The following is a 24,100-nucleotide window of genomic DNA, read 5'->3' as shown; positions in this document are numbered from 1 at the left end:
GATCGTCCCGCGGCTGTTCGTTTCGACCAGAGATGAGCCCGCCTGACCTCCGAGTGATGCAGGCAGGTCGCGCAAATTGTCTGCCCGATAACCGCATGATGGCATTTAGGTTCCCGTGCTCCCGGTCGACTGATGGCACGCCGGGTCTGAGCAAGGCCGGATATGGCAATTGCTGCCGCGGCTTCTCAGCCCGCGCCGCTGACCGGCGTATAAATCACGAGCTTCAGCGCCGGATCGTCGTTGGCCTGAAAGCTCGTGTGCTCGAACCGGAGCACGCCCCTGGTCGGATGGTTCATGGTCTTGAGGCCGGAGGCGGTGTTGCGGATCTCGTGCGCCTCCCACCATTTGACGAATTCCGGGCTGCCCTGGCGCAGCCGCGTGAGCAACTCGGTGAAGGCAGGATCCCCGGCCCAGACGTCGTGGGTGGCGCGAAACATCGCGACCATGCTCTTGGCGACATCGGTCCAGCCGGCGCCGTAGAATTTTCGCGTCTGCTTGTTGGTCAGCACGAGCAGCAGCGTGTTGCGATCCTGCTCGGGCAACTGCCCGAACCCGAAGACGTCTTCGGCGGCATCGTTCCAGGCCAGCACGTCCCAGCGCCGCCCGGTGACATAGGCCGGTTGCTTCAGGCTCTCGATCATCCGCCGAATTGGCGGCGGCACGATCTCGCGCGTGAAGGCGCGCTTGTCCCCGTCGCGCGCCAACGCCTTGAGATGCGCATGCTCGGTCTTCGTCAGGCGCAGCGCACGCGCCAGCGCATCGACGGTGGTCACCGAGGGGCTGACGGTGCGGCCCTGCTCGAGCCGGATGTACCAGTCGACGCCGATGCCGGCGAGCTGCGCGACCTCTTCGCGGCGCAGGCCCGCGGTGCGCCGCCGCCGGCCCGCCGGAAGCCCGACCGTCTTCGGCGACAGCTTTTCGCGGCGGGACCTGAGGAAGTCGCCGAATTCGACGCGGCGGGGGTCGGCCATGACGAGCGTCCTCGATGGAGGGTCCGGACAATACTAGGATAATACCAGGCCTTCCTGTCCTTTCCAAGGTGGCGCATAGCCGTATCACCCGAACATGAGGTGACCACGATGAAAGCCGCCGTACTCAAATCCTTTGGATCTCCGCTCGTCATCGAGAATGCTCCCGATCCGGTGCTCGGGACCGGCGAGGTGGTCGTCGACGTCGTCGCCACGCGCGTGCTGTCCTACATGAACGAGGTCTTCAGCGGGGTGCGCAACTATGCGCTCGACCTGCCGATCATCCCGGGGCCTGGCGGCATCGGCCGGGTGCGCGCGGTCGGCCCGGACGCGACCAAGCTTGCAGTGGGCGACTGGGTCTTCTGCGATCCGACGGTGCGTTCGCGCGATGACGCCGCAGCGCCCGACATTGCCCTGCAAGGACTCACCGCGGCCGGGGCCGGCGGCATGCGCCTGCAAAAGCATTTTCGCCACGGCTCCTTTGTCGAGCAGATGCGGGTGCCGACGGAGAACGTCAAACGCCTCGGCGCGATCACGCCCGAGCAGGCCACGCAATGGTGCGCGCTTGGCACGCTGCTGGTGCCCTATGGCGGTTTCCTCGCCGCCAGCCTTCAGCCCGGCGAGACCGTGCTGGTGAGCGGGGCCACCGGCAATTTCGGCAGCGCGGCCGTCTCCGTCGCGCTCGCGATGGGCGCGGCCTGCGTGGTCGCGCCCGGCCGCAACGAGACGATCCTGGCCGACCTCGTCAGGCGCTTCGGGAGCCGGGTGAAGCCGGTCAAGCTCACCGGCAACGAGGACGACGACCGCGAGCGCATGCAGCGTGCGGCGCCCGGGCCGATCGACTGCGTGTTCGACATCATGCCGCCCTCAGTCAGCACGACCGTCGTGCGCGCGGCGATCATGACGGTGCGCGCTTACGGCCGCGTCGTGCTGATGGGCGGCGTCGGCATGGCGGGCGGCGCGGGCCTCGAGCTGCCCTACCCCTGGATCATGCGCAACTGCATCAGCATCCACGGCGTCTGGATGTATCCGCCGGATGCCACCGCCCGCCTGATCGGGCTGGTGCGATCAGGGCTGTTGCGGCTGGAGGAATACGAGACCACGGCCTTCGACCTCGACCATGCCAATCAGGCGGTGGAACATGCAGCGGCCAATGGCGGGCCGTTCAAATTAACGGTGATCAGGCCGAACGGCTGACCGGAAAGCCGGCCGGCCGGGCGCGACGACGATCGACCAGTTCTCCTCGCGCCCGAATCCGATGTTCAGAACGCCACGCGCAGGCCAGCCCTTCCGCTGACGACGTTGGAACGATCCGACAGCGCGAGATATTCGGCGGCAGAATACAGCGTGACGCTGCGGCTGCGCCATTCGAGGCCGGCACCGCCGAAGCCGCCCCACACGCTCGCTTGCCCTGGCGTAGCGAACGGGATCGCCTGCCCGAGCAGGCTCGCACTGATGGTGGAGCCGCCGACGCGCTGGGTGCCGAGCAGGCCGGCGGTGAGACTGGCCGAGAGAACGTCGCCCGGCGTGAAGCTGACGGAACGCGTCAGCTTGGCCTCGCCTCGCTCCTCCAGCGTGCTCACGGTCTGGCTTCCTAGCGTCAGAGGAGCGGTGGTGCCGGCCTCGGTGTAGCCGTCAAAGGCACCGTAGAGATAGCGCAACCGAAATGACGGCGTCAGGGTGTAGGCGGCGTCGGCGAGTTGGCCGAGCCCAATGCGCTGGCCGATCGTCGCCTCGGGGCTGACATACCAGCCGTTGTAGCTGGCCGTTGCGGTCTCCAGACCGCCGGCGACGAGATTGTTGTTGACGGTGCGCGCGCTCGCGTTGCGTGAGCCGCCGGCCTGCACGGCGCCGTGCAGGAAGGTTTGCCCGATGTCGTAGCGGGCATAGGCGCCGCCGAAGAAGAGATCGGAATCGAGCGCACCCTGGTTCAGATCGATGCTGGTGCGCGTCTTGCCACCGCCGAGAAACGCACCCACGCGCAGGTCCGGGCGCGTTTGCCAGTCACCGCCGAGCATGCCGCCATAGAACAGGTTGGCGGTACGGAGCAGCACGCCATCCTGCTGCTGGATGCGCTGGCCGGCGAAGCCGCGGGTCCACACGGTGGTGCCGTCGGCGTAGCGCATCGCCGGCGCCTTGAACACGGCAGCTTCGCCGGCATAGGCCGACGTAAGCCCCGGGATCGCGGCAAAGGCATCGTCGAAACGAGAGGCGCCGTCCGGACCCGCAAAGGCGAGCGGCGCCGCGCCGCCGCCTGGGCTCCCCGAAAACACCGGCAAGGCATCGGCCACGCCCCGGGTGAAGTCGGTCAGCGTTCGCCAGTTCGATGCGAACGGCGTGAGGTCGACCGCGGCCGCCTGATTTCCGGACACGGCGAACGGCGTCGTGCCGGTCACGGTGGCGCCTGCCAGGGTGTCAAAGGTGAGATTGTGATTGCCACCGCGAAAGTTGACTGTGTCACCGCCACCGCCGAGGTTGATCGCGCCGATGATGCGGGAGCCTGGCAGCACGGTCAGGCTGTCGGGGCTGCCGCCGAACTGCAGAGCGGCTGTGTTGCCGAAAATGGTGCCGGAGTTCGTCACCTGCGCGGTATTGAAGATGCGGATGCCGTAGCCCGAAAAGCCGGTGGCTGTAATTGTGCCTGAATTGGTCACCGTGCCCGAACTGGCGAGCACGCCGTAGGCGCTGCCTCCTAACGAAAATGCCGATACCAGGCCCGAGTTCACCACGTTCGCCGCAGCGGTCGCCGAGATGCCTGCCGCGGAGGTGCCTCCGCTTCCGAAGATGGTGCCGGAATTCGTGATGTTGGCATTGCGACCGGCGACAATGGCATTGCCGAACATTCCACCCGTCGCGGAGATCGTGCCGGAGTTCGTCACGTTGCCGTCGCGCAGCGTCTCAATGCCGTTGGCACTGCTCGTGCCGACGCCGGATATGGATCCGCTGTTCGTGACATTAGCATCCACGTTGGCCACGATGCCGACGACCGAGACCCCCGTTCCGACGATGCTGCCGGAACTCGTGTTGGCAACCGTCACAGTGCCCAGGTCGGACAGCCCGGCGGCCCCTGCCGAGAGGAAGAGCGAGTTGGTGCAGGTCTGGTCGGTGCCTGTTGTCTGGCACGGCTGGGCCGACGCCGCATCCAGCGGTATCAAGATCAAGCCGAGCAACAAGCCGCCGCAGACCCCGCGCAATATGTTCATTCCCACATCGATTCCTGGAAATGGGGTCGATCGTACATCACGAGCAACGTTCCCGGGGTGGCGGAATCGCAACATTCGGTTGAAAAAGGGCCAACGTGCCGCACCCGCCGGGCGAGTGCGCGGCTGCGCGGATTCATTCGAATTATCAACGGCGTTGCGGGGGACCCCGCGCGTCGTTGCGGCGAACCCGGCTACTGTGCATGGGGTTGTTTTCGCGTTTGTTAGTCGAGCTCGACCACTTGGCCGTTCGACAGCGACACGCGCCGGTCCATGCGGCCGGCCAGCTCCATGTTGTGGGTCGCGATCAGCATCGACACCTTGGTCGCCTTGACGAGCTGCATCAGGGCCTGGAAGACGTGGTCCGCCGTATGCGGATCGAGATTGCCGGTCGGCTCGTCCGCAAACAGCACCCGCGGCGCGTTGGCCACCGCGCGCGCGATCGCAACGCGCTGCTGCTCGCCGCCCGACAGCTCCGCGGGACGGTGCGTGACGCGCTCGCCGAGGCCGAGATAGCCCAAAATCTCTTTCGCGCGCTTAACGCTCTCGGACTTCTTCAGGCCGCGGATCATCTGCGGCAGCATGACGTTCTCCAGCGCCGAGAACTCCGGCAGCAGCCGGTGCGACTGGTAGACGAAGCCGATATCGGTGCGGCGAAGCTCGGTGCGCTCGATGTCGGGCAGTTGCGAGGTCGGCGCGCCGTTGACATAGACCTCGCCGGAATCGGGCGCTTCGAGCAGCCCCGCGATGTGCAGCAGCGTCGACTTGCCCGAGCCAGACGGCGCCACCAGCGCGACGGATTGACCCGCCCACAGCGCGAGCTTGGCGCCGTCGAGGATCGTCAGCGGCACCTCGCCCTGCAGGTACTGCCGCTTTATCTCGTGGAGATAAATGACCGGTACATCTTCCGCCCCCTGCTGCTCCATCAGCCCCTCACTCGTACCGCAGCGCTTCGACGGGATCGAGGCGCGCGGCACGCCAGGACGGATACAGCGTCGCAAGGAACGACAGCGTCAACGCCATGACGACGACGGCCGTGGTCTCGCCGACGTCGATTTCGGCGGGCAGCTTCGACAGGAAATAGAGTTCCGGGGAGAACAGCTCGGTGCTGGTCAGCCAGGACAGGAATTGCCTGATCGACTCGATGTTGAGGCAGATCACCAGGCCGACGAAGAAGCCGACCAGCGTGCCGACCACGCCAATGGACGCTCCCGTGATCAGGAAGATGCGCATGATCGAACCTTGCGAGGCTCCCATCGTGCGCAGGATGGCGATGTCGCTGCCCTTGTCCTTCACCAGCATGATCAGGCCGGAGACGATGTTGAGCGCCGCGACCAGCACGATCATGGTCAGGATCAGGAACATGACATTGCGTTCGACCTGGAGCGCGTTGAAGAAGGTCGAATTGCGCTGGCGCCAGTCGACCAGGAACACCGGCCGGCCGGCCGCCTCCGTCACGGCCTGGCGGAAAGCGACGATCTGATCCGGATTGGTGGTGAAGACCTCGATCGAGGTGACGTCGTTGCTGCGGTTGAAATAGGCCTGCGCCTCCGCGAGCGGCATGAACACGAAGCCGAGATCATACTCGGACATGCCGATCTCGAAGACCGCAACGATCTTGTACGGCTTGATGCGCGGTGTCGTGCCCATCGGCGTGACTGCGCCCTTCGGTGCCACCAGCGTGATGCTGTCGCCGGCGTGCAGCGAGAGCTGGTCGGCGAGGCGCCGGCCGATCGCGACGCCCTGCCCGTCGTCAAAGCCCTCGAGCGAGCCCTGCTTGATGTTCTTGGCGATCGAGGTGAGGTTGTTGAGGTCCTCGGAGCGGATGCCGCGCACCAGCACGCCCGAGGCGTTCCACGGCGAGGACGCCAGCGCCTGGCCGTCCACCACGGGCGCAGCGAGCCGGATGCCCTTGACCTGGCTGAGACGGTCGGCGACGTCCTTCCAGTCGGTCAGCGGCGATTCCAGCGGCTGGACCAGGATGTGGCCGTTCAGCCCCAGGATCTTGTCGAGCAGTTCCTTGCGGAAGCCGTTCATGACGGCCATGACGATGATCAGCGTCGCCACGCCCAGCATGATGCCGAGAAAGGAGAACCCGGCAATGACCGAGATGAATCCCTCCTTGCGGCGCGCCCGCAAATAGCGCGCCGACAACATCCACTCGAATGGCGCGAAAGGCGCGGTTTGAACTGTTTCGGTCATGGTCTCATCCATCGCTCGATAATCCCATGATTCGGGGTCAATTGTGGCCGGATTGGCGGCCTCTGCATCGGGCGATGAACAATATTCAGCCGACCAGCCTTGTCAGCCCACAAGTCTTGCGACCGCGTCCGCAGGCGACATGGTCTCGCGGGCGCCGTCACTTCGCCGCTTGATCTCGACCTTGCCGTCGGCAAGCCCCTTCGGCCCGATCATGATCTGCCAGGGGATGCCGATCAGGTCGGCGGCGGCGAATTTGGCGCCGGCGCGCTGGTCGGTGTCGTCGTAGAGCACGTCGACACCCTTGGCGGTAAGCTCCGCATAGAGCTTCTCGCAGGCGGCATCGACCGCCGCATCGCCCTGCTTGAGGTTGAGGATCGACACCCGGAACGGGGCAACGGCCTCCGGCCATTTGATGCCGGCATCGTCATGGCAGGCCTCGATGATGGCGCCGAGCAGGCGGGACACGCCGACGCCGTAGGAGCCGCCGTGGATCGGCACGTCGACGCCGTCGGGGCCGGCCACCAGCGCCTTCATCGCGTCGGAATACTTCGTGCCGAAATAGAAGATCTGCCCGACCTCGATGCCGCGGGTGTTCACGCGCTTCTCCGCGGGCACTTCCTGCTCGAAACGCGCGGCGTCGTGAACATCTTCCGTCGCCGCATAGACCGAGGTCCATTGCTGGATGATCGGCGTCAGGTCGCTCTCATAGTCGACGTCCTCGCCCGGCACCGGCAGGTCAAGCACGTCGCGATTGATGAAAACGCCGGATTCGCCGGTCTCGGCAAGCACGATGAATTCGTGGCTGAGATCGCCGCCGATCGGGCCGGTCTCGGCGCGCATCGGGATCGCCTTCAGCCCCATGCGCGCAAACGTGCGCAAATAGGCGACGAACATCTTGTTGTAGGCAACCCGCGCCGCCGCCTCGTTGAGGTCGAACGAATAGGCGTCCTTCATCAGGAACTCGCGGCCGCGCATCACGCCGAAACGCGGACGCTGCTCGTCGCGGAACTTCCATTGGATATGATAGAGGTTGAGCGGCAGATTCTTGTAGGACTTCACATAGGCGCGGAAGATCTCGGTGATCATTTCCTCGTTGGTCGGCCCGTACAGCAGCTCGCGCTTGTGGCGGTCGGCGATGCGCAGCATCTCCGGGCCATAGGCGTCGTAGCGGCCGCTCTCACGCCAGAGGTCGGCGAGCTGGAGCGTCGGCATCAACAGTTCCAGCGCGCCCGAGCGGTCCTGCTCCTCGCGCACGATCTGCTCGATCTTCTTCAAGACACGGAAGCCGAGCGGCAACCAGGCATAGATGCCGGCGGCCTCCTGCCGGATCATGCCCGCGCGCAACATCAGCCGATGCGAGACGATCTCCGCCTCTTTCGGATTTTCCTTCAGGATGGGCAGGAAGAACCGCGACAACCGCATGGCAATACTCGAGGAATCAGTGACGGCTTGCAGTGAAACCGGATTGGGAGCGAAAACACAAGACCGAGAATGAGGAAAAGCCGCTAACGCGGCGGAATTCCTGTCATTTTTCCGTCGACTTGAGGTTCAGCTTGAACCGCACCGGCGCGCGTCAAAGCGGCGCCAGTTCGAACTCGTCCTCCAGCGTGACCTTCTCGAAGTCGCTCACCAGCGCGTCGATCCGCAGATGCCAACGACCGGCAAAGGGCAGCGCGACCTTGCGCACATGCCAATAGCCGTCTGGGCCGAACAAGGCGTCCCTTTCCATCGGTTCGATGCCGCGTTCGGGCAGGCTCAGGGTCAGTGTCACCTCCTTGGCCGCAAGCGGCGCCGCTTCACCGGTCATGAGCTGGAGCACGAAATCATCGACGCCGGCCCTGCCCGGCGAGACCAGCACCTGGAACATCGCCTTGTCGGTGTGAATGTGGATCGCCAGCGGCGTCTCCGGAACGATGGTCCGCGGCGGCGGCGTGAAGCGCCAGCCGGCGACGACGGCAAGGATGCAGAGCGCGATAGCGCATTCGAGCAGGATCGAGCGCTTCAAGGCCGGCGCGGCCTTGTGATCGCCCGCGAGCGCCGGGGTCAGGCGAAAGCGGTTGAGCGTGGCGAGCACCAGCAGCGCAAGGACGAGCCCGAGCTTGATCGAGAGGATCAGGCCGTAGCGGGTCTCGACCAATGCGGACGGCCTTTCAAGCTGGACGATGGCTAGCGCAAGGCCGGTAAATGCGAGAACGCCGACGACCGGCACGGCGAGGCGAGAAAAGCGGTTCACGACAGGCAATGCCGCGGCCAACGGCTTCGACACAAGTGCCGCGAGCGGGGCCAGCGCGCCAATCCAGAAAGCAACGGACAGGCCATGCAGGAAGATCGCAGGGCGTGTCAACGCCTCGGGCGGCGCCGTCGCCGCGTGGCCGGTCATGGCCAGCGACATGCCGACGCCGACAAACGCGATGAGCGCGAGAGCCCGCGCGTACCATCCGCCACGCAGCGCTATCAGCGCGAACAGCATCGCGGTGATCGCAACCAGCATTGCGGGACCCGCGCTGGTCGCGAACGCCACCTTCCAGGGGGCTATTGTGACGAGAGCCGCTGGCGGCAGGCCGAGGAGATCGAGGCCCAACAGACCGAGTGATCCAACGGCACTCGCAAGGCCGATAGCGAGCGCTACGCGCGCTATGGTCGTGCCGGCCATCGACCAGGCAACCCAGCGCGCAAAGAACACGCCCCCAACGCCGACGAACAGCCCGAGATAGAGACCGACTCGCGCCAGCCAGATCAGCACGTTCAATCCGTTGTCCGTATTGGCGGGCGGTCGCGTCCCTGTCGGCATGCCAATCGAGAAAATCACCGATCCCGCGACGGGATGACCGTCCTGCGAGATCACGCGATAACTCACGACCGCCGTGCCCTGCGGCAGCTCCGGCGGCATCGCGACCGAGATCGTCTCGCCAGATGCGCTGACACGCGCATCATCCCGCGCCTTGCCCGCGCCATCGATCAGGCGGATCGCGCCCGGCGTCACAGCCTCGTTGAAGCGCAGCTCCACCGCCTTCGGTGCGGCCGCAAGCCTGCTGCCGCTCGCCGGCTCGACCGCGACGAGCGCCGCATGGGCAAAGGCGCCGGTCGCGAACCCGACAACGAGGAGCATCGTCGCGAGTGCGGCGAGCCGGCGCATCAGGGCTTTGGCAACAGCTTCACGCCGGGCGCCGGCGACTTGCCCTCGTGCGAATGCTCCGCCCCCTCCGCCGGAATTTCGATCCAGCGGCTGACGCCGGTCTCGCACTCCTGGACGACGGGGAAGTACAGGGTCGTGTTCGGCTTGAGCTTGTCGGTCAGGACCGTGTGCATGACGAACTCGTCATAATTTTTGTCCGGCAGCTTGCCGCCGGACCACGCGACCTCCTTGACGCCGGAGGAGAGCTTGTTGCCGTGATAGTCGTACTCGCTGGCATATTTGCCCTCGACGACATCGACGCTCCAGCCCGCCTTCGGCATCGGCTTCACCGCTATCACCCCTTCCGGGATCTGGACGCGGATCTTCACCGTGGGCGAGCCCGCGCAGCCGTGCGGCACGGCGAAGACGGCCTTGTACGATCCCCCCACACTCGCCTGCTTGCCTTCGAGGAAGACGTGCGCACTGGCCGGCGCTGCCGCAAGTACGCACAGAAGACTAAGCCCAGCTCGCTTCGACATGTTCGGTCTCCCGAAGGTCCAGATCATGCTCATCACATCTTCATTCCCGAATGATCCGGCATTTTCTTCATCATGTGACCACCGTCGCCGGGCGCCTGCGCGCCGACGCCCTGGACGTCGAGGGCGACGGCGACCTTGCCGGCCTTCTCGAACTGGAGCGTCACCGGTACCTTGTCGCCCTGCTTGAACGGGCCCTTCAGCTCCTGGAGCATCAGATGATAGCCGCCGGGAGCGAGCTTCACCGTCTTGCCGGGATCGATCACGAGGCCCTTGTCGAGCGGGCGCATCTTCATCACGCCGTTCTCCATCGCCATCTCATGGACGTCCGCCTTCCCCGCGATGTCGGCGGACACGCTGACCAGCTTGTCGGCCGCCGCTCCTTTGTTCTCGATGGTGAGATAACCGCCCGCGACCTTGGCGCCGCCCGGCGTCGCCCGGCTCCACGCCTGCGAGATGACGAGATCGCCGGCCTTGACATCGTCGGCCGATGCGGGTGCTGCGAACATCGCGGCCGAGAGCGCTGCGAGCGCCAGTATGCGTGAGAGCTTGTTCATGTCGTTTGCCTTTCTTGTCGTCGTCAACATCGTCAGAACGTGTACTTGCCGGCCAGAACGAAGGTACGGCCCGGGAAAGGATGAAACAGGAAATACTGCTCATTGAAGAGATTATCGATGCCGAAGTCGAACGCGAAATTCTTCGTCGCGTTATAGTGCATCTTCAAGTCCACAACGAGAAAGTTATCGAAGGCGCCGTAGACGTGGGCGACGCGATCGGTGTTGTCCAGTGTCGAGTACTGCTTGCCGCTGAAACGTGCGGCAACCGTGTAGGCCCAGCTTTCGTTCGGCCGATAGGTGACGCCGAACTTGGCGCGCCAGTCGGGTACGTATGGCACGCGCTTGCCGACGGCGGTCGTGGCCTGATTGGTCAGAGGATCAATGCCGGCCCAACTCGCGTCGGCAAGGATGCGCGAGTCGACATAGGTTATGCTGCCGAACAGTTGTAGACCGTTCATGAGAACGTTGTCCTTGTCGGCGGACAACTCTACACCCTGCATCCTGATCGCATCGACATTGCTGAACGTGGTCGCGCTCTGGGTCGCGTTGATCATGTTGGTCTGCGCGATGATCGCGTTGTTGGTCCGCTCCCTGAAAAGGGTCAACCGGACTCTGCCATCATTCCAGTGCCGTTCGATGTTGAACTCGCCGGTGAAATCCTGCTCGGGTTTCAGGAAAGGGTTGGCCACCGTAATCGTATTGCCGACGGTCACGTTCTGATAGAGTTCCAGAACGGTCGGGTAGCGATAGGCCTCGCCGAAATTGACCGTGACATTCCAATCCTTGTTCGGATCGTAGGAGAGCGAGGCCTTCGGCGAGAAATTCGTCGAAGCAAGACCCGGCTGGTTGGTCGTGAATGACGAGGTGATCGCGCCCGCGCCGTTTGCCAGGGTCACGACGTTCTGACCATCGAGCGATTGCCAGGTCTCCAGCCGCCCCCCCAGGGTCAGCTTCAGATTGGGCTGGATTTTCCAGGCATCCTGAAGCCAGAGCGCTCCGGTGCGCGTTTCGCCCTGACTGTTGGCGTAAAGCTGTCCCGTAGCGGTCGCAGCCTGATACCAGACCGACGACCCATAGGTCGGATTTTCCAGGCGGTACCGATCGCCGTGAATACCAAAGCTGATCTCGTGTGCCCCGCCGTACCCCAGCGGACGCCAGATTCCCTTGGCGTCGGCGTTCTGCCAGTTGGTGCCGTCCATGCGCTGGACCCTGCCGTTCTGCGAGAAGCCCACGCCCGACGTCACCGTGTATGGATTGAGCTGGGTATCCTCGAGATAATTGTAGCTCGATGCGGACAGATCGAAATCGAAAATGCCCTTGGTATCGCTCTTGATCGCGACCGCGTTGCTTAGGTGGGTCTCGTCCCAGATATATTTGGCGTTTGCGAACGTCGTGATGTTGTTGAACGTCGGCAGCCCTGTCGCGGTCGACCGCAGGTAGGTCTGGGGATCGGAGACCTGGTGGTTATTCCAGATACCGAACGAATAAGTCGCCTGCACCTGCGCCGTCAAATCATAGGCAAGGCGAATATTGCCGGAGCTCTGCTGCGAATGAGCGAGGATTCCCGTGCCAACTACGTTGGCCGGAACGCCTTGCTTGTTCAGCGCGGGGAACACGCCGGTTGTACCGGCCTGGTTTGCGCTGCTCGTCGTGTAGGTCAGCGGCTGCTGGTAGCTGTCGAGGTAGTTGGCGCTGACAAGCCAGGACAGCGCACCTTCGCGGTTACCCGCCGCCGCGCTGGTCTGGCTTGTGACATAGGTGTCCTTGGTGCCGTACTGATTCCACGGCATCACCGAAACCGTTTCCTTGGCGACCGCAAACGGCTTGTCCGGCATCTTGGAAGTGATCAAGAGGACGCCGCCGATCGAATTGCCGGGATAGGCCGCGGCGAACGGGCCGTTGAGGTAATCGACCCGCCCGATCGCTTCCGGCGAGATCAGGTTCCAGCGCGGCGACGAATTGGTGTTGTTGTTGCCGATCAGCGCCGAGATCAGGAGGTCGTCGTAGTAGATCAGCGTGCGCGCGCTGGAGTTCAGGCCCCAGCTTCGCGTCGCCAGCACCGCCTGGTTGTCGCCGTCGTTGCGCTTCCGCACGAACAGGCTCGGCATGTATTTGACGGCATCCTCAGGGTCCTTGAGGTTGATCGTCTCGTCGATTTCCTTCGCCGTAACGCTGAAGGAGCGCTGGGGTAGTTGATAGCGCGCCACGGCGGCCGGCGGATCCAGCGACGCGCGGGCGCTGCCCGCTCCCTGCTCGCCGGTGGGAGCGGAAGCGGCCCGCTCGCTGGCGGGCTTTGCGGAGCGGCTCCTGGCGGCAGCAATGGGCACCGCCGGCTTGCGCGGCTTGGGTTTTACTGCGGCGGGCGCGTCGACGGTTACCGGCGGCAGCACTGCACCGCTGCTTTGGGCAAAAACTCCGCTCGATGATGCAGGCAGCGCGGCCTGAACGGCAACGACGCTCACGCCACGGCGGGCATGACAATGTAACATTGGGGGCATTCCTGACGCCGGCTTTCTTCCCGGCTGTTCGACAGCATCCGTCGCCAGCGGACGAACCGCGGCGACACTGGGGTCGTCAGGAGAACTGAGGCGGCGCGCGCGCCTGGGCGCTGGTGCCTCTATGCGCCGCGACGGCAGACACCTCCGCCGCGTGCCAGATCACGCGCTCGGCGTGGCGGAAGGGAACGGAGAGTGCTGCGTGCCGTGGCGAATCGAGCGACGCGCCCGCCTGTGCCAGACAGCAGAGCGCGCAGGCGGCGCCATGCGCCGTCGGCGTGCCGGTCTGATCGTCCAGGCCGCCCTGCTCGCTCGCGCTGTGGCAGATGATGCCGGCAGACAACGGATCGGCCACGGCCTGGCCAGCCGCCAGACAGGCGGCAATCGGCGCCAGCACCTGCATCGCCAAAGCGAGCAGGACCAGGGGTAGGAATTTTTGCAGCCGTGCGCGCATCCGCCGAACCATTCGTTCGTCTGCCAACTAAACACCGCGCGGGGACCCAAGTCGAGGTCAGTTCCGCCGCCTTCTTGGCCCAGCGCAAATTTCTCGAAAACTGTGATCGGGGCCCCCCGCCGCGCGGCCGTCCGGCATTTGAGGCAGATAGACCACCCCACCCATCCAAAGATTTCATATATTTGTCATATGCTTAGGCGGCCAAAAGCCCGATCATTTCGTCAATTGCTCGAATTTTGAACATTCGTTGCCGAAAATGATGACAAGTGAGAAAAGTTGATCTAGCATCACCCTTGCTCAGGCTGGCCGCGAGGTCGAAGTCTGGTGGTCCAAGTCTCGGGAGGAGCCCCTGACGCGCAAAACGCAGCGTCGCCCCGCCAATCAAGATCAAATCTTAGAATCGGGGATAATAGGGTCGACACAATTTTCGAGCGGGGCTAGGGCCCCGCTCTTTTTTTGTCTGCGTGGCTGAACTGCCGATGAACGCTTCTCCCAATCCGGTCGAACAGAGTTTCGAGATCGCGGCGACGTGCTGCGCCGATCTCACGCCGCTCGTCTATCAACGTCTGTCCAAAGAGCATCCGGAAACGCAGGCGATGTTCCGCTCGCAAGGCAGCGAGCTCGTGAAGGGATCGATGCTCGCACTGACGATCGAGGCAATTCTCGACTTCGCCGGCGAACGTCGCGGGCATTTTCGGCTGATCGCCTGCGAGATCGCCTCGCACGACGCCTATGGCACGCCACGCGAGCTCTTCCTCGCGTTCTTCGCCGTCATCAGGGATACGCTGCGCGATCTCCTCCGCGATGAATGGTCGCCGGAGATCGCGCAGGCCTGGGATCAACTGCTCGTGGAGATCGACGCGTTCGCAGCCGTCCAGGCCTGACACTTTGCGCTGCACCAACACAGACTGCGGCGATCTCGCGTTGATTGCAGATTGAGTGGCATCAACTCTTGTGAGACACTTTCGGAGATCGGTCGCGCAATCAATGACGCGCCGACGCTAAGATTTTATGGGAGCGAGCGATGTCCGGGACGAAAGATTTCTCGACGACGAGGCGCGATCTTCTTCAGGCGGCAGCGACCGCCGGCGCCGCGACTGCCATCCTCGGCAGCATGGGCATAAACCCCGCCCTTGCAGCCGAAGTCGGACGAAGCGAGAAGCCGCTGAAGGCGGCCTTCTCCAATGCGGGCCTCCAGGCGACCTGGTGCGCGCAGGGCAAGCAGGCCGCGGAATTCTGGGGCAAGCTGTTCAACGTCGAGGTCACCTGGTTCGACGGCCAGCTCGATGCGGTGAAGCAGCGCGCGGCGATCGACAACATGGCCTCCCAGAAATGGGATTTCGTCGCCATCCAGGCCTTCGGCATCGGCACCCTCACCCAGCCCGTGCAGAAGATGATCGACGCCGGCACGCCGGTGATCGACATGGACACGCTGATTGCGCCGCTCGACCAGATCAACGTCCACTCCTTCCTTGCCCCCGACAACGAATTCATGGGCGCCTCGGTGACGCAGGCGCTGTGCAACGCGATGGGCGGCAAGGGCAAGATCATCATGACCCAGGGCGCACTCGGCCACACCGGCGCGCAGGGCCGCGCAAAGGGCTTCAACAATGTCGTCAAGCAATTCCCCGGCATCGAGGTGCTCGACACCCAGCCCGCCGACTGGGACGTGTCGAAGACCGCGCGGCTATGGGAAACCTACCTGACGAAGTACCCGCAGATCGACGCGGCGTTCTTCCACAATGACGACATGGCGCTGGCCGCCGCCAACATCATGAAGGCGCGGGGCCGCACCAATATCCTGATCGGTGGCGTCGACGCCATGCCGCCGGCGATCCAGGCGGTCAGCGAAGGCCGCATGTTCGCCACGGTTCGCAATCCGTCCTGCCGCATCCACGGCGGCGCCATCATCGCGGGCGTCTCTGCCGTGGTCGGCGGCGAGAAGAGCGGACAGGGCATTCCGAAGAACGTCGTCACCGACGGCCCGGTCGTGACCAAGGCCAACGCCGCCGGGATGCAGTGGATGCAGGATCACTTCCTGATCTGAGCCTCCATGCGAGAGGATCGTTCGCCTATCCTGGAACTGCAGGGCATCACGAAGAGCTTCGGCGGCGTCGAAGCGCTTCGTGGTGTCGACTTCGCGCTTCATCCCGGCGAGATCCACGGTCTCGTCGGCGAGAACGGCGCGGGAAAAAGCACGCTGATGAAGATCATCGCCGGCGTGCACAGCGAATTCTCCGGCCGCTTCCTGATCGATGGAAAGGAGACTCATTTCCGCTCGGCGCGCGACGCGCATGCGGCCGGTATCGCCATGGTTCACCAGGAGCTCAGCGTCGCGCCGGACCTGACGGTCGCGGAGAACGTGTTCCTGGGCAATCAGCCGACCAACCGGCTCGGCCTGGTGCAATGGCGGCGCATGGCGCGCGAGGCCGGCGAGCAGCTCGCCCGCTTCGGCATCGACGTCGACCCGATGAGCAGGCTCGGCGACCTCCCGATCGGGCTCCAGCAACTGATCGAGATCGCGCGCGTGCTGTTCTCCGGCGCCCGCATCGTCATCCTGGACGAGCCGACCTCCGCGCTCTCGCCGCCCGAGGTCGAGCGGCTGTTCGCAACGCTTCGGCGGCTGCGCGAGGAAGGCACTGCCATCGTCTTCATCTCGCATTTCATCGAGGACATCCTGCTCGTGTCCGACACGGTGACGGTGTTCCGCAATGGGCGGAAGGTCGCCGAAACGCCTTCCACCGCAACCAGCAAGGGCGCGCTGATCGAGGCCATGATCGGCCGCGGCGGCGAAGCGCTCGAGCACAGCTATAGCGACGATCTGATGCTTCCCCAGCCGAGCGACAGTTCGGTGATCCTGAAGGTCGATCAGCTCTCGCTGGCGCGCAGCCTGAAGGACATCTCGTTCGAGGCCCGCGCGGGCGAAGTGCTCGGCATCTACGGTTTCATGGGCTGCGGCCAGCAGGAGCTGTCACGAATCCTGTTCGGCAAGCTGCAGCCGGACAGCGGCACGCTCGCCGTCGGCGGCACGCCCAAAACCTTCGCCAGCACGGCAGCGGCGCGACGCGCCGGCGTGGCGCTGGTGCCGGAGAGCCGGCGCGCCATGCTGTTTCACCAGGAGCCGGTCTACAAGAACATCTCGATCAGCATTCTGGACCGCATCTCGTCCCTGCTGCTCAAGCCGGCGCAGGAGCGCGACATCGCCCAGCGGCAGATCGAGCAGTTGCAGATCCGGCCGCCGGTGGTCGGCCTCGACCTCGGCATGCTCTCCGGCGGCAACCAGCAGAAGGTCGCGCTGGCAAAGTGGCTGACCTATCCGCCAAAGCTATTGGTGCTGTGCGAGCCGACCCGCGGCATGGATGTCGGCGCCAAGAACGACGTCATCAACATCGTCCGCGATCTCCGCGCCAAGGGGCTCGCCATCATCGTGCTGTCGACCGAGCCGGAGACGGTGCTGTCGCTGGCCGACCGCATCCTCGTGCTCAAGCGCGGCGCATTGGTGCGGGAATTCAAGAACGAGCCGGTCAGCAAGGACCGCCTGCTGGAAGCGGCGTGACGGAGAATCACCATGGCGAGTAGTGAGACGGCAGTGGCGGCAGGGCAGCGGGCGCGTGGTCTTGCGCCCTTCCTGCGCTCGCAGATGCGCAACATCGCGCCGTTCCTGACGCTGATCTTCCTGTCCGGCTTCTTCGCCTTCGCCAGCCCCTCCTTCGCCACGCTCGACAATCTCGGCAACATCCTGACCCAGGTGTCGGTGACCGGCATCATCGCGGTCGGCCTCACCTTCGTGATCCTCTGCGCCGAGATCGACCTCTCCATCGCCAGCATCGCCAACGTCACCGGCATCGCGGTCGCCTACTTCACGCTGCAGGAATCCTACGTCAACATTCCCAACATCCCCCTGCCCGGGGCCGCGGCGATCCTGATGGCCATCCTGCTCTGCGCAGCGCTCGGCCTCGTCAATGCGCTGGGGCTGACCGTGATCGGCATCCCCTCCTTCATCATGACGCTGGCGATGATGCAGATCGCCGCCGGCATCTCGGCGCTGCTGGTGCGCGGCCAGATCGCCTACAAGGTGCCCGGCCTGATCACCACGCTCGGCTCCGGCTCGATCGGCGGCATCCCCTGGATCGTCATCGTCGCCGCGATCATGCTGCTCGGCGGCCATCTGGTACTGACCTACACGCGCTTCGGCCGCTACGTCTACATGGTCGGGGGCAACCGCGAGGCGGCCGAATATTCCGGCCTCAACGTCAAGCTGATCCTCGGCGCCGTCATGGTGATCTCGGCGGTCTGCTCCGGCATCGGCGGCATGCTCGGCGTCGCCCATTTCGGCAGCGCGCAGCAGAACGAGTTCGACACATACCTGCTCGACTCCATCGCCGCCGTCGTGGTCGGCGGCACCAGCCTGTTCGGCGGCCGCGGCGGCATCGGCAACACCATCGTCGGACTTTTCGTTCTCGGTGTGCTCAACAACGGCCTCGACCACGTCAACATCGACAGCTTCCTGAAGATCCTGATCCGCGGCCTGATCCTGCTGGCGGCACTGGTGATCAACGTCTATGCCCAGCGGCTGAGGGAGAAGGCGGCGGATTAGACAAGCCTCAAAACAAAAAGCGCGAAAACAACCCCATGCACAGTAGAAATCGCTGAGGAATCCAGATCGGCTTGACTTGAGCCGCAGCGAGACGAGCGTTTGACACGTCGGGCAAAACAGGCGCACGATGTCATCATGGGCGGTTGCTTCGAAAAGCCGTTGCCTACCCCGTCATTGCGAGCGCAGCGAAACAATCCAGGCTGCCGCCGCGGAAAGATTCTGGATTGCTTCGCTGCGCTCGCAATGACGATACGTCAACGGGGGCAATCAAGGACCGACACGATTGCAGGGCATGAGAAGGCGGCTCAGCTTGCCGCCTTCCTATCCGGCGCAAGCCGCGAGAACCGGAAATCGCAGTGGCTCGCGCCGCCCGCCAATGTCTGTGTCCTTTCCAGGCGAATGCCTCGCGCCGCGTAGGCGACGAAATCGAGCCCGCAAATGTTCGGCAAAATGTCCTTGTCGCCATGGCGCGCCGCGAGTTTGCAGAAGCCGCAAGCCTTGTAGTTGATGCCGAATTCAAAGCTGTCGCCCGTATCCGGCTCGACAAAATCGTAGACGAAATCCTCCGGAAAATCCTTCTGATGGCTTTCAGTAACGCTCTTCGCCGCGTGCTGGCGCAGCACGGCCTGGTTCTCCAGCGACATGAAATGGCGCCCCGAGGCGAGACGTTCCGTTTCGGGCGTAGTCAGCAATTGCGCCTTGTAGGTTTCGCGCTCGATCTCGCCGATCACAGGCGGCGGCACGCCGTGGCGTCGCAGCACGCGGCTGATAGCCATGAAGCCCATGAGACGCATGAAGAAATCGCTCATGCGGCTTGCCGCGCCGCCGACATAGGGCATCTGGGTGAGCACGATCTCGAATTCGGCCATCACCTCCCGCCCGATCCCGTCGATGTCGGATAGATGCGCGCGCTCGCGCAACATCGCCTCGGCAAGGTCGAGGCGATCGCGCATGGCGGCCTCCATGGCGTCCCGATGCGTCTCGTAGAAAGCATGAATGTTCTCAGCCATTGGATACACCCGATATGATTGGTTCATTGCAAGGCCGGCGACACCGGCTTCACTCCGCGGCGATCGCCTCGATCTCGAACAGCCATCTGCTGTCGACTGTCTCGACGATCACGACCGTCAGCGCGGGCTGGTGTTCCCCGAGCATCGTGCGGCGAATGATGCGGTTAGGCACGACTTGATTGCGGTCGGTCAGGAACGTGGTGACCTTGACCAGATGCCCGACGCCAAGGTCCGCGGCGGCGAGCACCTCGATGACGTTGCGCCAGGCCTGCTCGCATTGCGCCTCGAAACCCTCGGGCACGGTACCGTCGGATCGTTCCGGCACCTGGCCGCTGATGAACAACAGGCGGCGATGCTGCTTCAGTTCAAGTCCCATGCAGTAGCCGCCGGCGGGCGCGTGGACCGTTGCGGGATTGTGGCTGACGACTTGAGCTGGGGGCATGGAGTTTCTCCGGATTGCGGGCCGACCGTATCCGGCGACATCGCTGCTTCGCAAAGCATCATTCCTGCGGCTCAGCGCAAGAAAATCTATTGCAAGGCCGAGGCCCATCAGTGTCAAAATGGTGCGCGATGACCTACATCCTGCCACCACTCAACGCGCTCCGCGCTTTTGAGGCCGCCGCCCGGCATCTCAGCTTCAAGCTGGCCGCGCACGAGCTGCACGTGACGCCCGCCGCCGTGGGGCAGCAGGTGAAAGCGCTGGAGGCGCGCCTCGGCGTGCAGCTGTTCGAGCGGCTGCATAAGCAGCTCATCCTCACCGCGGCCGGTCGGGCCTATCTTCCCGGGGTCTCCGAAGGCTTCCGCCACATTGCGGAGGCCACCTCGCAATTGAAACCGGCAGGTGCGGCACTCCTGCAGCTGGGCGTCCATGGCGGCGTCGACTTGCGCCGCCTCCAATTGGAGGAGTTTCGCAGCACGCATGCGGAGATCGGCCTGCGGGTGCTGCAGCCGGCCGGCTTGCACGAATTGATCGAGGGCAAGGTCGACCTGCTGATCGCCCGGGGCCTCCGCCATCATCCGGGCTATCGTTGCGACCGGGTCGATGAGGGATCGGGCGTCGGCGATTGGCTGATTGCGCCTGAAGGCACCGCGGATTGCCCCGAAATCGTCAGCTTCCGCGATTGGCTGCGCGCGCTGCCAGCCGAGAACCGGCTCGCAAACCACCGGCGCCCTCGGCTGGTCGGCATCATGGGAAGTTGAGGCGGCCGTCAGACGATGCCAACGCCGCCTGCCCCGCAATCTCCTCACTCCGCCAACACCGCACCGCGTGCCCGTCGGGGCGCGTTTCCAGCATCGGCCCCGGCTCGTGACGGCACACATCCTCCGCGTGGCGGCAACGTGGGCTGAACGCGCATCCGTTCGGCGGATTGAGCGGATTGGGAAGGTCGCCTCCTGTCGTCGCCAGCGGCGCATGGTGCAGCGGATCGGGAATGGCGGCGATCAGGGCTTGCGTGTAGGGGTGCGCAGGCCGCTCGAAGATCTCGCGCCAGCCGCCGTTCTCCACGATCCGGCCGAGATACATCACGGCGACCTTGTCGCTCATGTGCTCGACGACACCGAGGTCGTGGCTGATCATGATGTAGGAAAGACCGAGGGTGTCCTTCAATTCCAGCAGCAGATTGATGATCTGGGCGCGGATCGAGACGTCGAGCGCCGACACGGGCTCGTCGCAGATGACGATCCTGGGATTGAGGATCAGGGCGCGCGCAATGCCGATACGCTGGCGCTGGCCGCCGGAGAATTCGTGCGGGTAGCGGCCCGACTGTTCGGGCCGCAGGCCGACATGCCGAAGCATCGTCGCAACGCGGTCCTCGATCTCGCTTGCGGCGGTCACGCCGTGCACCCGCAGGGGATCCTCTAACGTGCGGCGCACGGTCTGGCGCGGATTGAGCGAGGCGTAGGGATCCTGAAACACCATTTGCACGGTGCGGGCCAGCGCCTTGCGATCGCCGGATTGCCGGTTCGTCACAACCTGCCCGTCCAGCACGATGCGGCCGCGCGTCGGCGTCAAGAGGCCGAGGATCGACAATGCGACCGTCGACTTGCCGGAGCCGGATTCGCCGACGAGGCCGAGGCATTCGCCGCGCTTCAGCCTGAGATCGACACCGTCGACGGCGCGCAACAGGCGCCGGCTGCGGCCGAGCAAGCCGCCGCCCAGCGGAAAATGAACCGCAAGATCCTCGACGCTGAGAATGACATCGTCGGCCTGCCCCGCCACACCCAGACCGTCGCGCGGTTCATGCATGGTGGTGACACCTGACCAGACCGCCGGCACTCAACAAATCCGTCTCCGGCGCGACGGTCCGGCAAATATTGGTCGCCTGCGCGCAGCGCGGGTTGAACCTGCAGCCGTCAGGGAAATTCGTGATGGCCGGGACCACGCCCGCGATCTCCTTGAGCCTGCTGCGGCCGAGCGCGGCACGACTGCCCAGCCGCGGCAGCGAGTCGACCAGGCCCTGCGTATAGGGGTGCGAGGGGGCACGGAAAATATCGGCCGAGCCGCGCTCCTCGACGATGCGACCGGCATACATGACGGCCACGCGGCGGCAGACATTGGCGACGAGGCCAAGGTCATGGCTGATCATCAGGATCGCCGTCCCCCGCTCGGCGCAGAGATTGCGCATCAGCTCGATAATCTCGGCCTGCACGGTCACGTCGAGCGCGGTGGTCGGCTCGTCGGCGATCAGCAGGTCCGGACCGCAGGCCAGCGCGATGGCGATCATCACGCGCTGGCGCATGCCGCCCGACAGCTGGTGCGGGTAATCGTGCACGCGGCGCTCCGGCGCGGGGACGCGAACGTTCGCCAGCGCCTCGACCGCCAGCCGGTTGGCCTCCCGCCAGCTCTTGCCCTTGTGCAGCACGAACATCTCGGCGATCTGCCGTCCCACCGGCGAAACCGGATTGAGCGCCGTCATCGGCTCCTGGAAGATCATGGCGATGCGGTTGCCGCGGAGCTCCCGCTGCCTGGCCGCCGAAAGGTGCTGGATCTGATTCCCCTCGAAGCGGATGACGCCATTGCCGATCGACAGCGGCGGCCGCAACAGGCCGATCAGGGCGAGCGCCGTGATGCTCTTGCCGCAGCCGGATTCGCCGACGAGACCGAACGTCTCGCCGCGATCGATCCGGAATGAAACGCCCTCGGCCGCCGCAACGCGCCGCGATCCATCGTGAAGGTCGATACGCAAATCTTCGACTTCGATCAGCGGCGCGCCGGTCATGTCCGCCGGCTCCGCGATTGGGGATCGAGAATGTCGCGCAGGCCGTCGCCGAGCAGATTGAGGCCGAGCACCGTCAGGAAGATGGCAAGGCCGGGAAAGACCGAGAGCCACGGTGCCGTCGTGATCTGGTCGCGGGCATCCGACAACATGCTGCCCCAGCTCGGAAACGGCGGGCGGACGCCGAGGCCGAGGAACGACAACGCGGCCTCCGACAGCACCGCGCTGCCCATGCCGAGCGTGCCGATGACGACGATCGGTCCCAGCATGTTCGGCAGCAGCTGGGTGATCATGATGCGCAGATCGCCATAGCCGAGCACGGTTGCGGCCTGCACATAGCCCTGGCTTCGAAGCGACAGCGCCGAGGCCCGTGCAATCCGGCAGGTGAAGGACCAGTTGGTCAAGCCGAGTGCGATCAGCAGGCTGGTCAGGCCGGGTCCCAGCACCGCCATGATGGCAAGCGCGAAGATCAGCGAGGGGATCGCGAGCATGAGATTGGTCAGGCCGTTGACGACATCGTCCCACCAGCCGCCAAAATAGCCGGCGCTCAGGCCCAGCGCGATGCCGATGACGCTGTTGATGAGCTGCGAGACGATGCCGACCGTCAGCGAGACGCGCGCACCGTAGACGACGCGAGAATAGATGTCGCGGCCCTGGTCGTCGGTGCCGAACCACCAGGTCCAGCTTGGCGGCTCCTCCGCGTTCATGAGATTGGCGTCGAGGACAGGGTCGGTATGCGCCAGCCAGGGCGCGAGCAGGCCGACCAGGATCGCAAGCGCGAACAGCGCGCCACCGATGATGAGATTGGCGCGGAGCTTCATGCGTATCTGATCCTGGGATCGATCACGCCGTAGAGCACGTCGATCAGCAGATTGATCGCGAGAAAGGCCAGCACCACGACGAGAATGGAGCCCTGGACCGCCGGAATGTCGCGCTGCAGGACACTGTCGACGAGCAGCGAGCCGATGCCCGGCCAGGAGTACAACTTCTCGACCACGACCGCCTGCCCCATCAGCGCGCCGAACTGCAGGCCGACGGTGGTGAGAATGATGACGAGCGCGTTGCGCATCACATGCCACTTCACGACTCGCGTCTCGCTCATGCCCTTGGAGCGCGCGGTGCGGACGAAATCGGCCGTCATGATCTCGAGCACAGCAGCGCGTGTGGTCCGGGCGAACAGCGCCATCGGCGAGACGCCGAGCGTCGCCGCCGGCAGGATCAGGTATTTCAGTCCGCCGTCGCCATAGCCGAAACTCGGCAGCCAGCCGAGTTTCAACGCAAAGAAGTACATCAGGACCAGACCGAGCCAGAATTTGGCGATCGAAAGGCCCGATACCGCCACGACCATTGCGAGCGTGTCGACGATGCCCCCGGGCTTCAGGGCGGCGATGAAACCAAGCGGCACGCCGATCACGACGGAAAACGCCATGGCGGCGAAGATGAGCTGCAGCGTCGGCCACATCCGTTTGGCGATCATGGTCGTGACAGGCTCGCGCGTCCGGAATGACGTGCCGAAATCACCGGTCGCGAGCTTGGCGATGTAGGCGCCGAAGCGCACATAAACGGGATCGTCTAGGCCGAGCTGCTTCTTCATGCGTAGCTCGACCTGCGGATCGGCATCGTCGCTCATGCTCGAGACGATGCTGCCGGGCACGACGCTGAACAGCACGAAGACCAGCAGCACGACGGCGAGCACGGTCGGAATGGTCTGCACGAGACGGCGGAACAGGAAGGAGAGCATCGGCACTTTT

22 protein-coding genes are annotated in these 24,100 nt (G+C 64.6%); 6 read left to right on the top strand and 16 right to left on the bottom strand.

Going from position 1 to position 24,100, the window contains the following annotated elements:
• Window positions 1-185: 185 nt before the first annotated feature.
• Entirely contained in the window at window positions 186-971 is a 786-nt protein-coding gene (locus NR187_RS18325; protein WP_211386065.1) for a helix-turn-helix transcriptional regulator, read from the bottom strand.
• A 108-nt stretch (window positions 972-1,079) separates the two neighbouring features.
• Between NR187_RS18325 and NR187_RS18320 the strand changes: the two genes are divergently transcribed.
• Window positions 1,080-2,165 carry a zinc-binding alcohol dehydrogenase family protein gene (locus tag NR187_RS18320; RefSeq protein ID WP_256807221.1) on the top strand — a complete coding sequence of 362 codons (1,086 nt, stop codon included), beginning with the start codon at window positions 1,080-1,082 and terminating at the stop codon, window positions 2,163-2,165.
• A 65-nt stretch (window positions 2,166-2,230) separates the two neighbouring features.
• Here the strand turns inward: NR187_RS18320 and NR187_RS18315 are convergent, their stop codons facing one another.
• The 9 genes from NR187_RS18315 to NR187_RS18275 all read right to left on the bottom strand — a co-directional run bounded on the left by NR187_RS18315 (window position 2,231) and on the right by NR187_RS18275 (window position 13,527).
• On the bottom strand, window positions 2,231-4,171 hold the full coding sequence (locus NR187_RS18315) for an autotransporter domain-containing protein (RefSeq protein ID WP_256807220.1): 1,941 nt from the start codon (window positions 4,169-4,171) through the stop codon (window positions 2,231-2,233).
• Between the two features lie 221 nt (window positions 4,172-4,392).
• The gene (locus tag NR187_RS18310) at window positions 4,393-5,094 is read right to left on the bottom strand and encodes an ABC transporter ATP-binding protein (RefSeq protein WP_256807219.1); all 702 of its coding nucleotides are present in this window, start codon (window positions 5,092-5,094) and stop codon (window positions 4,393-4,395) included.
• 7 nt (window positions 5,095-5,101) lie between these two features.
• On the bottom strand, window positions 5,102-6,382 hold the full coding sequence (locus tag NR187_RS18305; protein ID WP_211386061.1) for a lipoprotein-releasing ABC transporter permease subunit: 1,281 nt from the start codon (window positions 6,380-6,382) through the stop codon (window positions 5,102-5,104).
• A gap of 90 nt (window positions 6,383-6,472) precedes the next feature.
• Entirely contained in the window at window positions 6,473-7,792 is a 1,320-nt protein-coding gene (proS, locus tag NR187_RS18300) for a proline--tRNA ligase (protein WP_211386060.1), read from the bottom strand.
• Between the two features lie 151 nt (window positions 7,793-7,943).
• Entirely contained in the window at window positions 7,944-9,506 is a 1,563-nt protein-coding gene (locus tag NR187_RS18295; protein ID WP_256807218.1) for a copper resistance CopC/CopD family protein, read from the bottom strand.
• On the bottom strand, window positions 9,506-10,024 hold the full coding sequence (locus tag NR187_RS18290) for a YcnI family protein (protein WP_211386058.1): 519 nt from the start codon (window positions 10,022-10,024) through the stop codon (window positions 9,506-9,508). The genes NR187_RS18295 and NR187_RS18290 overlap by 1 nt, the downstream gene beginning before the upstream one ends.
• A 32-nt stretch (window positions 10,025-10,056) precedes the next feature.
• Window positions 10,057-10,578, bottom strand: a complete 522-nt coding sequence (locus tag NR187_RS18285; protein ID WP_256807217.1) for a copper chaperone PCu(A)C — start codon at window positions 10,576-10,578, stop codon at window positions 10,057-10,059.
• A 32-nt stretch (window positions 10,579-10,610) separates the two neighbouring features.
• Window positions 10,611-12,968 (bottom strand): TonB-dependent receptor domain-containing protein, encoded by a 2,358-nt coding sequence (locus NR187_RS18280; RefSeq protein ID WP_256807216.1) that lies wholly within the window; start codon window positions 12,966-12,968, stop codon window positions 10,611-10,613.
• Window positions 12,969-13,152: 184 nt separating this feature from the next.
• Window positions 13,153-13,527 (bottom strand): DUF2946 domain-containing protein, encoded by a 375-nt coding sequence (locus NR187_RS18275; protein WP_256807215.1) that lies wholly within the window; start codon window positions 13,525-13,527, stop codon window positions 13,153-13,155.
• Between the two features lie 479 nt (window positions 13,528-14,006).
• Between NR187_RS18275 and NR187_RS18270 the strand changes: the two genes are divergently transcribed.
• From NR187_RS18270 to NR187_RS18255, 4 genes are all read left to right on the top strand, one after another.
• Window positions 14,007-14,411, top strand: a complete 405-nt coding sequence (locus NR187_RS18270) for a globin (protein WP_256807214.1) — start codon at window positions 14,007-14,009, stop codon at window positions 14,409-14,411.
• 140 nt (window positions 14,412-14,551) lie between these two features.
• A complete protein-coding gene (locus NR187_RS18265) occupies window positions 14,552-15,574 on the top strand; it encodes a sugar ABC transporter substrate-binding protein (protein WP_007610940.1) in 1,023 nt (340 codons plus the stop codon).
• Window positions 15,575-15,580: 6 nt separating this feature from the next.
• Window positions 15,581-17,083, top strand: a complete 1,503-nt coding sequence (locus NR187_RS18260; protein WP_256807213.1) for a sugar ABC transporter ATP-binding protein — start codon at window positions 15,581-15,583, stop codon at window positions 17,081-17,083.
• 12 nt (window positions 17,084-17,095) lie between these two features.
• On the top strand, window positions 17,096-18,124 hold the full coding sequence (locus NR187_RS18255; protein WP_256807212.1) for an ABC transporter permease: 1,029 nt from the start codon (window positions 17,096-17,098) through the stop codon (window positions 18,122-18,124).
• 305 nt (window positions 18,125-18,429) lie between these two features.
• Here NR187_RS18255 and NR187_RS18250 read toward each other — a convergent pair whose 3' ends face one another.
• Both NR187_RS18250 and NR187_RS18245 read right to left on the bottom strand, forming a co-directional pair.
• Window positions 18,430-19,134 carry an L-2-amino-thiazoline-4-carboxylic acid hydrolase gene (locus NR187_RS18250; protein WP_256807211.1) on the bottom strand — a complete coding sequence of 235 codons (705 nt, stop codon included), beginning with the start codon at window positions 19,132-19,134 and terminating at the stop codon, window positions 18,430-18,432.
• A gap of 49 nt (window positions 19,135-19,183) precedes the next feature.
• A complete protein-coding gene (locus NR187_RS18245; RefSeq protein ID WP_256807210.1) occupies window positions 19,184-19,576 on the bottom strand; it encodes a RidA family protein in 393 nt (130 codons plus the stop codon).
• Between the two features lie 128 nt (window positions 19,577-19,704).
• Between NR187_RS18245 and NR187_RS18240 the strand changes: the two genes are divergently transcribed.
• Window positions 19,705-20,334: a LysR family transcriptional regulator gene (locus NR187_RS18240; protein WP_256807209.1), complete on the top strand. Its 630-nt coding sequence runs from the start codon at window positions 19,705-19,707 to the stop codon at window positions 20,332-20,334.
• Here NR187_RS18240 and NR187_RS18235 read toward each other — a convergent pair.
• From NR187_RS18235 to NR187_RS18220, 4 genes are read right to left on the bottom strand one after another with little or no spacing between them, the layout of a single operon-like run.
• Window positions 20,321-21,379 (bottom strand): ABC transporter ATP-binding protein, encoded by a 1,059-nt coding sequence (locus NR187_RS18235; RefSeq protein WP_256807208.1) that lies wholly within the window; start codon window positions 21,377-21,379, stop codon window positions 20,321-20,323. The two genes, NR187_RS18240 and NR187_RS18235, sit on opposite strands and share 14 nt — an antisense overlap.
• Entirely contained in the window at window positions 21,372-22,352 is a 981-nt protein-coding gene (locus NR187_RS18230; protein WP_256807207.1) for an ABC transporter ATP-binding protein, read from the bottom strand. Before NR187_RS18230 ends, NR187_RS18235 begins: the two co-directional genes overlap by 8 nt.
• On the bottom strand, window positions 22,349-23,170 hold the full coding sequence (locus NR187_RS18225) for an ABC transporter permease (protein WP_256807206.1): 822 nt from the start codon (window positions 23,168-23,170) through the stop codon (window positions 22,349-22,351). The genes NR187_RS18230 and NR187_RS18225 overlap by 4 nt, the downstream gene beginning before the upstream one ends.
• Window positions 23,167-24,090, bottom strand: a complete 924-nt coding sequence (locus NR187_RS18220) for an ABC transporter permease (RefSeq protein WP_256807263.1) — start codon at window positions 24,088-24,090, stop codon at window positions 23,167-23,169. The genes NR187_RS18225 and NR187_RS18220 overlap by 4 nt, the downstream gene beginning before the upstream one ends.
• Between the last annotated feature and the right edge of the window lie 10 nt (window positions 24,091-24,100).

The organism is Bradyrhizobium sp. Bra64, assembly GCF_024519875.1.
GTDB lineage: Bacteria > Pseudomonadota > Alphaproteobacteria > Rhizobiales > Xanthobacteraceae > Bradyrhizobium > Bradyrhizobium japonicum_G.
Note: the sequence above shows the minus strand (reverse complement) of the source record. Positions and strands in the feature narration are given on the sequence as shown.

Bases quoted from the DNA above. Each gene is read 5' to 3' on its own strand.
- NR187_RS18225 (WP_256807206.1), bottom strand. From the start codon at position 23,170: ATGAAGCTCCGCGCCAATCTCATCATCGGTGGCGCGCTGTTCGCGCTT.
- NR187_RS18290 (WP_211386058.1), bottom strand. From the start codon at position 10,024: ATGTCGAAGCGAGCTGGGCTTAGTCTTCTGTGCGTACTTGCGGCAGCG.
- NR187_RS18255 (WP_256807212.1), top strand. From the start codon at position 17,096: ATGGCGAGTAGTGAGACGGCAGTGGCGGCAGGGCAGCGGGCGCGTGGT.
- NR187_RS18220 (WP_256807263.1), bottom strand. From the start codon at position 24,090: ATGCTCTCCTTCCTGTTCCGCCGTCTCGTGCAGACCATTCCGACCGTG.
- NR187_RS18260 (WP_256807213.1), top strand. From the start codon at position 15,581: ATGCGAGAGGATCGTTCGCCTATCCTGGAACTGCAGGGCATCACGAAG.
- NR187_RS18235 (WP_256807208.1), bottom strand. From the start codon at position 21,379: ATGCATGAACCGCGCGACGGTCTGGGTGTGGCGGGGCAGGCCGACGAT.
- NR187_RS18315 (WP_256807220.1), bottom strand. From the start codon at position 4,171: ATGAACATATTGCGCGGGGTCTGCGGCGGCTTGTTGCTCGGCTTGATC.
- NR187_RS18230 (WP_256807207.1), bottom strand. From the start codon at position 22,352: ATGACCGGCGCGCCGCTGATCGAAGTCGAAGATTTGCGTATCGACCTT.
- NR187_RS18250 (WP_256807211.1), bottom strand. From the start codon at position 19,134: ATGGCTGAGAACATTCATGCTTTCTACGAGACGCATCGGGACGCCATG.
- NR187_RS18285 (WP_256807217.1), bottom strand. From the start codon at position 10,578: ATGAACAAGCTCTCACGCATACTGGCGCTCGCAGCGCTCTCGGCCGCG.
- NR187_RS18305 (WP_211386061.1), bottom strand. From the start codon at position 6,382: ATGGATGAGACCATGACCGAAACAGTTCAAACCGCGCCTTTCGCGCCA.
- NR187_RS18240 (WP_256807209.1), top strand. From the start codon at position 19,705: ATGACCTACATCCTGCCACCACTCAACGCGCTCCGCGCTTTTGAGGCC.
- NR187_RS18270 (WP_256807214.1), top strand. From the start codon at position 14,007: ATGAACGCTTCTCCCAATCCGGTCGAACAGAGTTTCGAGATCGCGGCG.
- NR187_RS18295 (WP_256807218.1), bottom strand. From the start codon at position 9,506: ATGCGCCGGCTCGCCGCACTCGCGACGATGCTCCTCGTTGTCGGGTTC.
- NR187_RS18320 (WP_256807221.1), top strand. From the start codon at position 1,080: ATGAAAGCCGCCGTACTCAAATCCTTTGGATCTCCGCTCGTCATCGAG.
- NR187_RS18245 (WP_256807210.1), bottom strand. From the start codon at position 19,576: ATGCCCCCAGCTCAAGTCGTCAGCCACAATCCCGCAACGGTCCACGCG.
- NR187_RS18310 (WP_256807219.1), bottom strand. From the start codon at position 5,094: ATGGAGCAGCAGGGGGCGGAAGATGTACCGGTCATTTATCTCCACGAG.
- proS (WP_211386060.1), bottom strand. From the start codon at position 7,792: ATGCGGTTGTCGCGGTTCTTCCTGCCCATCCTGAAGGAAAATCCGAAA.
- NR187_RS18265 (WP_007610940.1), top strand. From the start codon at position 14,552: ATGTCCGGGACGAAAGATTTCTCGACGACGAGGCGCGATCTTCTTCAG.
- NR187_RS18325 (WP_211386065.1), bottom strand. From the start codon at position 971: ATGGCCGACCCCCGCCGCGTCGAATTCGGCGACTTCCTCAGGTCCCGC.
- NR187_RS18275 (WP_256807215.1), bottom strand. From the start codon at position 13,527: ATGCGCGCACGGCTGCAAAAATTCCTACCCCTGGTCCTGCTCGCTTTG.